The following is a 10,558-nucleotide window of genomic DNA, read 5'->3' as shown; positions in this document are numbered from 1 at the left end:
AGATGAATTAATAGATTATATGCTATCACTTTTACAATGTTGATGAATGCGAGCGACATTAATGTCGGTACCAAAGGTGGAGGAAGAATAATGAAAATTAAAGATTTAATAAAGAAATTACAAGAGTTAGATGGTGAAAAAACTATAGGAATTTATGATTATGAAGAAGATGAAGAAGATTTAGATTTATATGTTCATAAAAATATTTACGCCGATGCAAAATGTGATTACTTGATTGAGTAAAGTAATTCGCAATTCAAAAAAGGGGGATGTAAAAGTGAATAGAGATAAGATGTATTCATGTATTGATAACTTAGGATTAAATCATGCTGATACAATTGCAGCTAGTGAAGAATTGGACAAAGAAGTTTTAGAAGAAATGCTTAAGGATCCAGTAGTTGAAAATATATATCTTAAACAGGTAGTTAAAGCTAAAGATTATAGAATAGCTAAGTTGGAAGATATAATAAGAAAGCTAAGAAGAATGAATAGAAGAATTAATGATTTAGCAGAAGTTGCAGTAATGCTTAATGAAACTGGAGTACCTGCTAGAGATAGTGTTAAATTATCAGTTCATATTAGTCAAGTAAAGGGGATTTAGTATGAAATTAAAGTTAATGATACTTGATAGAAATATAAAGACGTTAGAGAACAACGATAACGACTCTTGGGAGAAGATTTCAAATAAACTTGAAGAAGAATACATGGAAGTACAAGAAGCGATTAAAGAGGATTCTGGCAAGCTACACGTAGCAGAGGAATTGATTGATATTATCCAAGTGGCAATAAGAGGATTAGTTTTATTAGCAAAAGAAGGCTTTGATATTAACAAATTATTTAGTAGACATAATAAAAAGCTTGTAAACAGAGGATGGAAAGAAAAAAAGATTATTAATATTTTCATTAAGGAGTGATTTAGATATGTCAAAGAGATTAGAAGATGTTAGAAATTTAGCAGAAGGTTTAGTTGAAATCCAAGTAGACTTTATTGATAAAGATAACGGTAAAAAGCAAGGATTAATATTTTACACTTATGAGAGTTTTGGGAAATGGTATGCAGATAACTATGATGCAGTTGAAGTTTTAGAAGTTATTCAAAGTGAAGAATAATTAATATATGGAGGGTAAAATTATGAAAGCAACAGGAATTGTAAGAAAAGTAGATGAGTTAGGGAGAATTGTTGTTCCGATAGAATTAAGAAGGAATTTAAATATTGAAGTGGGAGATCCGTTAGAAATATTTGTGAGTGATGAGGAAATAATTTTAAGAAAGTATCAACCAGGATGTGTATTCTGTGGAAGTGTTAAATACGTAGTTGAATTTAAAGGTAAGAAAGTTTGTACAAATTGTATAAAAGATATTTGTAAATAAAATAGGGGGAGAATGAGCAGTTATTGGATTATAGTTGTAAGTGTTCATTCTCATATGAAATTCAATATCATAATAATGGAGAGGTAGAAATGGAAAATCAAATTGAAAAGCATCAAAGAAAAGAAGGAGTTCAATTATTTGTTAATAAAGAATTAGAACTTGAAGTAAGAGCAGTAGAGATTAATGGAGAAGGTTGGTTAGTTGGTAAGGATATTGCAGAAGTTTTAGGTTATTCAAATTCAAGTGATGCATTAAGAACTCATGTAGATGAAGAAGATAAAAAGCAAATAGCATATTACGATTTGCAAAAATTAGGATTAAATGATTTTGGAACTAAAGGTGGAGTTTTAATAAATGAAAGTGGATTTTATTCCTTGATACTAAGGAGTGATATGCCTAAAGCAAAGAAGTTTAAAAGATGGGTAACATCAGAGGTATTACCATCAATAAGAAAAACAGGATCCTATCAAAGTAAACCTATGTCACCAATGGAATTATTACAACTTCAATATCAAGTAATTCAGGATCATGATAAAAGGCTTGAAGAAGTAGATGAAAAGTTAGAGGTCTTAAATAATAGCATGACCATAGATTATGGACAACAGGAAGTTATTCATAGAATTGCTAAGGAAAGAATGGTACAAGTTTTGGGTGGGAAAGATACTCCAGCATATAGGGAATTAAGTAAGAAGGTATTTTCTAATCTTTGGAAAAGATACAAGCAAGTATTCCATGTATCTAGTTATAAAGATACAGCAAAGAAAGATTATCAAGAGGCTATAGACTACATTAAGAAGTGGGAACCATCTAAAGAATTAGGATATATGATTACTGGTGCTAATAGTCAAATTCAGTTTAACAATTAGGAGGAAATAATGGAGAGATTTAGAGTAGCATTTATAGTTCCAGGTGAACCAAAAGGTAAAGGCAGACCAAGATTTAATACAAAAACAGGTAGAACTTATACACCAGGAGATACTATTAATTATGAAAACTTAGTAAAAGTCCAATATCAAACATTAGTAGGGGACAAGTATACAGATAAGCCTATAGAAGCAGTAATTACTTGTTATTATGGAATGCCTAAGAGTATGAGTAAATCTAACAGAGAAAAAGTTTATCATGGTAAGTTAAGGCCTACTAAGAAACCTGATCTAGATAACATTGCTAAGATTGTCCTAGATAGTTTAAATGGACTAGCATACAAAGATGATAGCCAAGTTGTTAGCTTAAGAATAGACAAACATTATGCAGACAAGCCATTAGTTAAGGTTGAATTATATGAGGTGGAACATGAGTAAATTAGATTTATTTGAGGGATTAAAAGTAAGAGTTTTTACAAGTGATAGAAGGAGTAAGTTAGAAGCTAAAGATGGAGTTATAACAGATGTAACAAATAGAGTCATTATTGTAACTTACAAGGATGTTGATTATAGAGAGTCATTCAATATTGGAACAATATTATCAGATAATAACATTGATGTAAGAGTTGAAGGAAATTGGACAAGTTTAAAAACTTTATTATTGAGAGGTTAGCAGATGAATAGAAGTCAAAGAAGAAAGTTAGAAAGAGAGCAAGGTAAAGAAGTAGCTCAATATAATGCACAAACTAAATGGTTAGATACTTTACTTCCTTGGCAAAAGAAAGTTATAGACACAATGTTAAGAGAAGCTAAAGTAGATGCAGAAATAGAGTGTATTGAAGCAGTAGACAAGATATTAACAGGAGTTCTATTTGAAAGAACTGATATGGATTGGCAAGAGTCATTCGAGTTCAATTCAGCATTTGGAAAATATTATGCAGAATATAGATTTGTGGTTAGTAAATATGGGAAGGAGAATAGATTAAAAATGTTAAAAGGATTAGAAACGGAAATAGTATCTAAGATTGAAAATTGGATTACAGAGGGAAAAAGTAAAGTTCAAATTATTAAACAAATTAGATCTGATTATAAAGGAGTAGGATTAGTATCTCCTGAGATTAACAATGTTTATCAAAGAACTTATGAGAATTATAAGAATTATATAAAAAAAGTTGAACCAGAAATAATTGAGAAAATAAGCAAGTATTTAAATGACAATCAAAAGTCAGAAGGAATAATAAATTTACTTAAAATTGAATATCCAAAGATTTCAGATAGCGATTTAAGGGGCTTATTCATATTAGGGAAAGACGAGTTTATGAAACCAAAGTATGAAGATTATACTAATGTTCATTATGTTGGTTCTGAAAGTGATAAGAGAGCAGCTGAAAAAAGAAAGGCTAAAAAAGAAGTTGCTAAAAAGGAACAGAAACCAGAAGAAAAAGTTAAAGAAGCTATAGTTGAAGTGGGAAAAGCAGGAGCAGAATTTTTAAAAGAGTTTAATAAAGTAGTAAAGGAGAAGAAAATGAGTAATTTAAAAATCATTAATGAGGTTGTAAAAGTTGTTTCAAGAGAACTTGAGGGTGAGTTTGGTAAATATATTGCTGATGAAAATGGAGTTACAAGAGAAGACATCACATTTAAAGATCTAGCTGCAGTAGAAATTTATAAGAAAGAGCAATTAGAGAAATTTGAAAGAGAAATAGCTGAATTACAAGCAGTCTTTACTTTCAGGGAAAACTAATATGGATATAGCAGAGAAATTAGAATTGTTGGAGAAGTCTAAGAAAACTTTAGACTCTCTAACAATAGAGTTAAGGAAACGTGGCTATGCTAAGGCTATGGCGGAGAGAGAGTATAGAATGGCTTTAGCAAAGAAGGAAATAGAACTAAGAGGAAGAGGCAATAACTATCCAGCAAACCTTGTATATGATATAGCTAGAGGACAAGAAGCAGAATTAAGATATAAGCGAGATATAGCAGATATTGAATATGAGATATGCAAAGATAGGCTAAGAAATGAGAGAAGCAATATAGAAGCAATACGTAGCCTTATAGCTTGGGATAGAGCCAATTATTTAAATAGTTAGGAGGCAATTTGAAATAAATATGTTAGAAGAGTTGGCTATTAAGTTTATAAGTTGGAATTTAAAACGAAAAGGAATAAATAACTTGGAGATAGTTATTAGAAGTGATGGGCATACAGTGTATAAAAGAAATAAAGAGAAAGAAGAGTGTGTGAAAAAGATACTTTCAAAAATTAAATGAAATTATTGTGAGTGAAGGGAGCATTTAAAGTGGAAGAAGATATTAAAAAAGCATTATTTATATTATTATATGACCAATTTAATATACCAGACATTGAACAAGATGATAGGGATTCAGATTATATTGAGCATATAGTAAGTGCTTTGATTGAAAAGAATGAGGATAGATGTCCTTTCAAGTGTTATGACTGTATTGGTAAATGCAAAGTTAATCATATAGGTTGTGCAGAAGGACTTAAATTTGATTGCAATAGAGTAGTAGAAGAAGCATGGAAAGATTTTATAGGAATTGAAGGTTATAGAGATTAATGAGTATGAAAATATTGTGAGGTGGATAAAATGAAAAGATTCGAAGATTTTAATCAAACCTTTGGTAATAATGAAAGTGCAGAAGAACAAGCTTTAGGTATGATTATATCTCATATTGAAGAAACTTATGGGATTGAAATAAACGATATTAAGCCATTAAAAATGAGATATACTGCACAAATAAAATGGCTAAATGAAGAAATTTGATAGTGAATAATTCTGAAATTATTGCGGAGTAAACGGAGGAAAGAAAAATGAGAATAGAGATAAATCATAATTCTTTAACAGTAGATATTTATAAAGGGGAGCAATTAGTAAGTGCAATAGATTTAAAAGGAAGCGTGATTGAATTGGCAACAGAATTAACAGATTTGTTTGCTGTTTTAGACATAGATTGTGAAGTTGTAGAGATAGATTAGCGAACAATTCAAAAAATATTGCGTGTTAATTAAAATTTAAAAATATAAAAATTAAATGGAGTAATTCTAGATAAAATGTGAGTACTCACCTCCAGACGTGGAGGAAAGAAAGATGAATAATAAAAAAACAAAAATAGAATTGTATAATGATAATTTTCAAAATTTCAAGAGATATGGAATACCAAAAGCACAGTTAGTAATAGCTGATATACCTTATAACTTAGGGAAGAATGCTTATGCTTCGAGTACTGAATGGTATGTAAATGGAGATAATAAACAAGGTGAAAGTAAAAAGGCTGGAAAAGCATTTTTTAATACAGACCATAACTTTAATATAGCTGAATATATGCATTTCTGTAGCAAGTTATTAATTAAAGAGCCTAAGGAAAAAGGAAAAGCACCAGCGATGATAGTGTTTTGTAGTTTTGAACAAATGAATATGGTTATTAAATACGGAGAAAAGTATGGATTTAATAACAGTTATCCATTGTTCTTTGTTAAAAATTACAGCTCTCAAGTGTTAAAAGCCAATATGAAAATAGTTGGAGCTACAGAACATGCAGTAGTTTTATACAGGGACAAGCTGCCTAAGTTCAATAACGGAAGAAAAATAGATAAAGAAACAGGAAAGCCTATAAGAGGAACTGGAAAGATGATTTTCAACTGGTTTGAATGGAAGAAGGATAATAGTAAAGCATATCCGAAGATACATCCAACTCAAAAACCTGTAGGCTTACTTAAGCAACTCATAGAGATATTTACTGACGAGGGGGATGTTGTAATTGACCCTTGCGCAGGAAGTGCTACAACATTAAGAGCGGCTATGGAACTTAATAGAAATTGTTATGGGTTTGAAATATCTAAGGAATTTTATAAAAAGGCACAGGATAAAATGCTGAATTATAAAAATGATAACAACCAAATAAGCATAGACGATATTCTATAATATTCTCATTAAAAATTAATTTAGTAGAGAACAATTCAAAAAAAAGAGAGAATAGAAGGGAATACGGATAATGCTATATACTTCTATTATCATAAGATAATCAAAATCAATTAGTGAATGGGGAGGAGAAGGACATGGAGAACTTAAACTATAGAAATTGTAATGAAGAAGTAACTGTAAAATTAATAGGAAAATTAACAATGGAGTTTCCAGAGCTAGAGGTTAATCTACCAAAACAGTTAGAGATAAAAAGATTGGTAGAAGAAGTTTTATATGGATATGAGGTTACTACAAAAGAAACAGCATTAGTAACAAGTGATCTTGAAGATAGAATAAATTATTTTCTAGCAACTAAAAAGCTTGAAGGTTTATCAGAAGCAACTTTAAAGAATTATATATATAACTTAAGAAAATTATGCAAATTCTTTAATAAGCCAGTATCTATGATTACAAGTGCTGATATTAAAATGTTCATGTATGCAGAAAGTAGTACCAAGAGTGCTGCTGGAATGAACACATTTATGACACCTATTAAATTATTCTTTGCATGGCTTCAAAATGAAGAGTTTATAATTAAGAATCCATGTTCTTCGATAAAACCAGTAAAAGAACCAAAAAGGGAAAAGAAACCACTTAACGAAGAGCAAGTTGAAATGTTAAGAGATTGTATGCTTAGTAGAAGAGATAGGGCAATATTAGAATTTTTCTTATCAACTGGTTGTAGAGTAGCCGAAGTTGGGAATGTTAAAGTAAGTGATTTAGATATGACTCATAAAACTTTATTGGTTATAGGGAAAGGGAATAAGGAAAGAAGAGTATATTTTACAGAAAGGTGTAAAAGAGCAATACTTAATTATCTTAGAGAACGTGAGGAGCAAGGAATAATAAGTGAATATTTATTTTGTTCTTCAAAAGCACCAAAGAAAAAATCAATCAATACAGAGCCATATAACAAATTAAATAATAGAGGTTATCAAGTAATAGTGGATAAGATGCAGAAAATGGCCAATATAGAAATGAGGATTACACCTCATACATTTAGGCATACCATGGCTACATTTGCTTTAAGAAGTGGAATGGCTCCAGAATGCATACAACAAATTTTAGGACATAATGATGTTGGATTAACGTTAAGGGTATATGCGAAAGTAGCTCAAACAGATGTTGAATATGCATATAGAAAATTAGTTTCTTAAAAATAAAGGATAAAATTAACATGAAAACACAACAGATAAGAGATTTAGAAGGAAATGTCTTAAGGAGTGAGGCTTAGTGTTAATAGTATTAATTATAATTACAATGCTTATCATAATATTATTTGTTTTATCAGCGATAATCATAGCAAAAGATCATGATAATGAGTTTATGACTAGCTGGGAGAAATGTAATGGCAACTGTAAAAGTTGCAAGGATAAGGAGCAATGTATGAATAGACCTTATGAGGGGGAATGAAAATTGGAAGAAGATAAATTTGGAAAAACAGAAGGTAGGCTATATAGATATTTTGAGAATATAAAGAGAATAGCTTCACTTAATGAACAAAATGTAGAGTTGGATAAAAGATATGATCATGTAGATGAAATATTAAGGACAAGCAACTTCAACTTTGATATAAGCATAGGTTCTATTGGATTTGAGGAAAGAGTACAAACTTCATGCACTGGTGAAAGTGTAGTAGAAAAGCAAATGTTCCAGCAAGCAGAAAGTTTAATTAAAGAGCAGAGGATAATAAGAAAAACTCAATTTAAGAACCAGGTAAGGGTTAATGAGTTAGAGAGAAACAATATAAAGATGAGAGTTGCTATAGCAATGCTTGAAGAAGAAGATAAGAAGTTTATTTTCTATAAGTACAATAAGAAGTTAAGTATAGAGGCTATATCAGAAGAATTTAATTTATCAATAAGGACAACTTACAGATTAAGAAAACAGATCATAGAGAAAATAATGAAATTGCTTTAGGAGTTTTAATATGGGGATTTATCTTATAGAAGCAGAGGTAAAGGTTAGACACCTTTACTCTGTACAAGCTAAAACTGAAGATGAAGCAAAAGAATATCTAGAAGTAATGGAACGTAATAAAGGTGATTATGATGGTAGCAATCTTATTCTAGATAAAGTTTGGATAGGAGAAATTAACAATGAGATTATAGATTCTAAGGAGATTGAGGAGGCAGTTGAAGTTGAGTAAAATTCATTTACAGCTTAAATATAAAAATATTTTAATACTTAAGCACTCATTAGAACAAAGAATTGAAAGAGATAAGGAAGAATATGAAGGTTATAAATATTTAAAGCAAAACCATGAGTTAACAGATGAAGGAGTAGCTTTTATAAAAGAACATGAGGACCACATTAGATGTTATGAGGCTTTGATTGAAGAAATGAGCAGATGTGAAATGCATGGAAGAAATATATTTGGAGGTAAATAATGAGAATTAATAAAAAGTATTCAATTGAAAGTGATGTTTTAAATGTAACAGTATATGAACATTCAGTAGTTAAAGAAAAGGAAAGTAAGAATTTTGGGAAAGAAGTTAAAAAGGCAGTAGGATATTTAACAACAATAGACCAAGCTTTTAAGTTTTTGATTGATAGAGAAGTAAAAGGAACTGGAATGGAAGATTTTAATACGATAATGAATAAAATCGCAGAATTAAGATTTGATATAGAGAGGATGTTAAAAAATGAATAAGGAGGAATGGAAACCTATAAAGGGATATGAAGGATTATATGAGATCAGCAGTTTAGGAAGAGTTAAGAGTTTACAAGGTTGGAATGGTCATGAGTATGTTAAAAGAGAAAGAATATTGGCTCCATATAAACAACAAAGCAATAAAAATTATAGTAGGAGTGTTGTCAAATTAATTAAACAAGGAGTAAAAAGAGATTTTAAAGTTCATAGATTGGTTGCTGAAGCGTTTATCCCTAATCCTTGTAAATACAAAGTTGTGAACCATAAAGATGGAAATCCTTTAAATAATAAAGTTGACAATCTAGAATGGTGCACTCAAAAGATGAATGTAAATCATGCTATAAATAATGAATTAATAATAACTAGAATTAAAACTATAGATAGAGAAACTATAGTACAACTTTTAAATAATAATTTTACTTATGATGAAATAGCAGAAATGCTTGGAGTAGCAAAAGGAACAGTATTTAACTATATAAGAAGATTTAAGATAAGAAAGATATATGAATAGGAGTGATTATTATTAATAAGGTAGTTTTATTAGGCCGTTTAACTAAAGATCCAGAACTAAGATATGCAGCAGGAAGTGGAACAGCAGTTTGCAAGTTTACATTAGCAATTACAAGACAATTTAAGAGAGATGAAACAGATTTTATTAGGTGTGTAGCTTTTAATAAAGCAGCAGAAAATATAACTCAATATATAACTAAAGGCAGACAGTTAGCAGTTACAGGAAGTATTAGAACTGGCAGTTATGATGCTCAAGATGGAACTAAAAGATACACTACTGATGTAATGGTAGAAAGTTTTGAGTTTATCGGGAATAACAAAGATAATGGTAGTAGCAATGATAGCAATAGCAACTGGAATCCACCAGTAGATGATGTAGGTTTTGGAGATATGACACCAGTAGATGATGGAGACATGCCATTTTAGTTATTAATACATTAAATAATGGAGGTAAAGAGTTTATGATATATGAATTAAATAAAACTAAAAAGAAAAATGGATTTGAATATAAGGAGCAAAAGTTCTCTATAGATACAGGGGATAGAGTTAATGATATTAATATACAAGATGCAGTAATTCATGTATTAGATGCAAATGCAGGTGAGCCAGTATTAAATGAATTTACATTAGAGTTAACTGAAGATACTTACAGATTCTTATATAAGCATATAGATAAGATATTTAAAAATGATGATTTAGTACCAGCAGTATTCAATTCAGAAAGAAATATAGTTAGAGAAATAGTTCAAGATTATTTAAATGGATTAGATGGAGATATCATTGAGGTATCTAAGGAATTAGCAAGACAATTATTTATAATCATGAAAGGGAATATTAATATTCCATCTTGTGATCTTATAATAACATCAATAATAACAGATCAAGGTCCTATGCTAGGAATACTTAAGTTAGATTATGTTAATAGTTTTACCCATCAAGTAGATTTTATAGATAATAAAATAGGTGTTGGATTGATAAAATATAGTACAGCTTTGCCAGGAAGTACTCAAAGAATACAGAAAGCTGCATTTATAAAACCTATAAGAGAAGGTAATAAGTTTGATTTATGGGTACTAGACAACAACAAAAGTAGAACAGTAGATGATGATGAATATGGAGCAAATTACTTCTCAAATAGTTTCTTAGGGTGTAGCCAAGTAAGTGATAGTAGAACAGAAAC

The 10,558-nt window shown here is 29.9% G+C and carries 24 protein-coding genes; all 24 read left to right on the top strand.

Annotation, left to right across the window (positions count from 1 at the left end; genetic code table 11):
* The first annotated feature begins 90 nt into the window (after positions 1-90).
* Entirely contained in the window at positions 91-243 is a 153-nt protein-coding gene (locus I4V51_RS19680) for a hypothetical protein (RefSeq protein WP_195990137.1), read from the top strand.
* A 34-nt stretch (positions 244-277) separates the two neighbouring features.
* Entirely contained in the window at positions 278-601 is a 324-nt protein-coding gene (locus I4V51_RS19675) for a Spo0E family sporulation regulatory protein-aspartic acid phosphatase (protein ID WP_195990136.1), read from the top strand.
* 1 nt (position 602) lies between these two features.
* The gene (locus I4V51_RS19670) at positions 603-914 is read left to right on the top strand and encodes a MazG nucleotide pyrophosphohydrolase domain-containing protein (RefSeq protein ID WP_243281579.1); all 312 of its coding nucleotides are present in this window, start codon (positions 603-605) and stop codon (positions 912-914) included.
* A gap of 7 nt (positions 915-921) precedes the next feature.
* Entirely contained in the window at positions 922-1,110 is a 189-nt protein-coding gene (locus I4V51_RS19665) for a hypothetical protein (RefSeq protein WP_195990135.1), read from the top strand.
* 22 nt (positions 1,111-1,132) lie between these two features.
* Entirely contained in the window at positions 1,133-1,372 is a 240-nt protein-coding gene (locus tag I4V51_RS19660) for an AbrB/MazE/SpoVT family DNA-binding domain-containing protein (protein WP_195990134.1), read from the top strand.
* An 89-nt stretch (positions 1,373-1,461) separates the two neighbouring features.
* Positions 1,462-2,238, top strand: a complete 777-nt coding sequence (locus I4V51_RS19655) for an ORF6C domain-containing protein (protein WP_195990133.1) — start codon at positions 1,462-1,464, stop codon at positions 2,236-2,238.
* Positions 2,239-2,247: 9 nt separating this feature from the next.
* Positions 2,248-2,673, top strand: coding sequence for a RusA family crossover junction endodeoxyribonuclease (locus I4V51_RS19650; protein ID WP_195990132.1), 426 nt, complete (start codon positions 2,248-2,250; stop codon positions 2,671-2,673).
* Entirely contained in the window at positions 2,666-2,908 is a 243-nt protein-coding gene (locus I4V51_RS19645) for a hypothetical protein (protein WP_195952321.1), read from the top strand. The genes I4V51_RS19650 and I4V51_RS19645 overlap by 8 nt, the downstream gene beginning before the upstream one ends.
* A gap of 3 nt (positions 2,909-2,911) precedes the next feature.
* Positions 2,912-3,979 (top strand): hypothetical protein, encoded by a 1,068-nt coding sequence (locus I4V51_RS19640; protein ID WP_195990131.1) that lies wholly within the window; start codon positions 2,912-2,914, stop codon positions 3,977-3,979.
* A 1-nt stretch (position 3,980) separates the two neighbouring features.
* Positions 3,981-4,325, top strand: coding sequence for a hypothetical protein (locus tag I4V51_RS19635; RefSeq protein ID WP_055290790.1), 345 nt, complete (start codon positions 3,981-3,983; stop codon positions 4,323-4,325).
* Between the two features lie 19 nt (positions 4,326-4,344).
* Positions 4,345-4,503 (top strand): hypothetical protein, encoded by a 159-nt coding sequence (locus I4V51_RS19630; RefSeq protein ID WP_195990130.1) that lies wholly within the window; start codon positions 4,345-4,347, stop codon positions 4,501-4,503.
* 29 nt (positions 4,504-4,532) lie between these two features.
* On the top strand, positions 4,533-4,811 hold the full coding sequence (locus tag I4V51_RS19625) for a hypothetical protein (RefSeq protein WP_207746027.1): 279 nt from the start codon (positions 4,533-4,535) through the stop codon (positions 4,809-4,811).
* 30 nt (positions 4,812-4,841) lie between these two features.
* Complete coding sequence (locus I4V51_RS19620) at positions 4,842-5,018, top strand: hypothetical protein (RefSeq protein WP_195990128.1); 177 nt, start codon at positions 4,842-4,844, stop codon at positions 5,016-5,018.
* 47 nt (positions 5,019-5,065) lie between these two features.
* Positions 5,066-5,230, top strand: coding sequence for a hypothetical protein (locus I4V51_RS19615; RefSeq protein WP_195990127.1), 165 nt, complete (start codon positions 5,066-5,068; stop codon positions 5,228-5,230).
* Positions 5,231-5,342: 112 nt separating this feature from the next.
* Complete coding sequence (locus I4V51_RS19610) at positions 5,343-6,176, top strand: site-specific DNA-methyltransferase (RefSeq protein WP_195990126.1); 834 nt, start codon at positions 5,343-5,345, stop codon at positions 6,174-6,176.
* Positions 6,177-6,310: 134 nt separating this feature from the next.
* A complete protein-coding gene (locus tag I4V51_RS19605; protein WP_055290784.1) occupies positions 6,311-7,372 on the top strand; it encodes a tyrosine-type recombinase/integrase in 1,062 nt (353 codons plus the stop codon).
* A 76-nt stretch (positions 7,373-7,448) separates the two neighbouring features.
* Entirely contained in the window at positions 7,449-7,628 is a 180-nt protein-coding gene (locus I4V51_RS19600; RefSeq protein ID WP_055290782.1) for a FeoB-associated Cys-rich membrane protein, read from the top strand.
* A 3-nt stretch (positions 7,629-7,631) separates the two neighbouring features.
* On the top strand, positions 7,632-8,135 hold the full coding sequence (locus I4V51_RS19595; RefSeq protein ID WP_195990125.1) for a hypothetical protein: 504 nt from the start codon (positions 7,632-7,634) through the stop codon (positions 8,133-8,135).
* 10 nt (positions 8,136-8,145) lie between these two features.
* Positions 8,146-8,364 carry a hypothetical protein gene (locus tag I4V51_RS19590; protein WP_195990124.1) on the top strand — a complete coding sequence of 73 codons (219 nt, stop codon included), beginning with the start codon at positions 8,146-8,148 and terminating at the stop codon, positions 8,362-8,364.
* Positions 8,357-8,605: a hypothetical protein gene (locus I4V51_RS19585; protein ID WP_195990123.1), complete on the top strand. Its 249-nt coding sequence runs from the start codon at positions 8,357-8,359 to the stop codon at positions 8,603-8,605. Before I4V51_RS19590 ends, I4V51_RS19585 begins: the two co-directional genes overlap by 8 nt.
* Positions 8,605-8,868: a hypothetical protein gene (locus I4V51_RS19580; protein WP_195990122.1), complete on the top strand. Its 264-nt coding sequence runs from the start codon at positions 8,605-8,607 to the stop codon at positions 8,866-8,868. The genes I4V51_RS19585 and I4V51_RS19580 overlap by 1 nt, the downstream gene beginning before the upstream one ends.
* Positions 8,861-9,379 carry an NUMOD4 domain-containing protein gene (locus tag I4V51_RS19575; protein ID WP_195990121.1) on the top strand — a complete coding sequence of 173 codons (519 nt, stop codon included), beginning with the start codon at positions 8,861-8,863 and terminating at the stop codon, positions 9,377-9,379. Before I4V51_RS19580 ends, I4V51_RS19575 begins: the two co-directional genes overlap by 8 nt.
* Before the next feature lie 11 nt (positions 9,380-9,390).
* The gene (locus I4V51_RS19570; protein ID WP_195990138.1) at positions 9,391-9,804 is read left to right on the top strand and encodes a single-stranded DNA-binding protein; all 414 of its coding nucleotides are present in this window, start codon (positions 9,391-9,393) and stop codon (positions 9,802-9,804) included.
* 35 nt (positions 9,805-9,839) lie between these two features.
* The coding region (locus I4V51_RS19565; protein ID WP_195990120.1) for a nucleoid-associated protein at positions 9,840-10,558 on the top strand (719 nt) is incomplete at its 3' end.

Origin of the sequence: Clostridium sp. D53t1_180928_C8, assembly GCF_015667795.1 — a bacterium.
In the GTDB taxonomy this organism is placed as follows: Bacteria; Bacillota; Clostridia; order Clostridiales; family Clostridiaceae; genus Clostridium.
The sequence above is the reverse complement of the archived record's forward strand: the minus strand, read 5'-3'. Positions and strand labels throughout refer to the sequence as shown.

Coding starts and splice junctions, on each gene's coding strand:
- I4V51_RS19680 (WP_195990137.1), top strand. CDS start 91: ATGAAAATTAAAGATTTAATAAAGAAATTACAAGAGTTAGATGGTGAA.
- I4V51_RS19670 (WP_243281579.1), top strand. CDS start 603: ATGAAATTAAAGTTAATGATACTTGATAGAAATATAAAGACGTTAGAG.
- I4V51_RS19665 (WP_195990135.1), top strand. CDS start 922: ATGTCAAAGAGATTAGAAGATGTTAGAAATTTAGCAGAAGGTTTAGTT.
- I4V51_RS19660 (WP_195990134.1), top strand. CDS start 1,133: ATGAAAGCAACAGGAATTGTAAGAAAAGTAGATGAGTTAGGGAGAATT.
- I4V51_RS19655 (WP_195990133.1), top strand. CDS start 1,462: ATGGAAAATCAAATTGAAAAGCATCAAAGAAAAGAAGGAGTTCAATTA.
- I4V51_RS19650 (WP_195990132.1), top strand. CDS start 2,248: ATGGAGAGATTTAGAGTAGCATTTATAGTTCCAGGTGAACCAAAAGGT.
- I4V51_RS19645 (WP_195952321.1), top strand. CDS start 2,666: ATGAGTAAATTAGATTTATTTGAGGGATTAAAAGTAAGAGTTTTTACA.
- I4V51_RS19640 (WP_195990131.1), top strand. CDS start 2,912: ATGAATAGAAGTCAAAGAAGAAAGTTAGAAAGAGAGCAAGGTAAAGAA.
- I4V51_RS19635 (WP_055290790.1), top strand. CDS start 3,981: ATGGATATAGCAGAGAAATTAGAATTGTTGGAGAAGTCTAAGAAAACT.
- I4V51_RS19630 (WP_195990130.1), top strand. CDS start 4,345: ATGTTAGAAGAGTTGGCTATTAAGTTTATAAGTTGGAATTTAAAACGA.
- I4V51_RS19620 (WP_195990128.1), top strand. CDS start 4,842: ATGAAAAGATTCGAAGATTTTAATCAAACCTTTGGTAATAATGAAAGT.
- I4V51_RS19615 (WP_195990127.1), top strand. CDS start 5,066: ATGAGAATAGAGATAAATCATAATTCTTTAACAGTAGATATTTATAAA.
- I4V51_RS19610 (WP_195990126.1), top strand. CDS start 5,343: ATGAATAATAAAAAAACAAAAATAGAATTGTATAATGATAATTTTCAA.
- I4V51_RS19605 (WP_055290784.1), top strand. CDS start 6,311: ATGGAGAACTTAAACTATAGAAATTGTAATGAAGAAGTAACTGTAAAA.
- I4V51_RS19590 (WP_195990124.1), top strand. CDS start 8,146: ATGGGGATTTATCTTATAGAAGCAGAGGTAAAGGTTAGACACCTTTAC.
- I4V51_RS19580 (WP_195990122.1), top strand. CDS start 8,605: ATGAGAATTAATAAAAAGTATTCAATTGAAAGTGATGTTTTAAATGTA.
- I4V51_RS19575 (WP_195990121.1), top strand. CDS start 8,861: ATGAATAAGGAGGAATGGAAACCTATAAAGGGATATGAAGGATTATAT.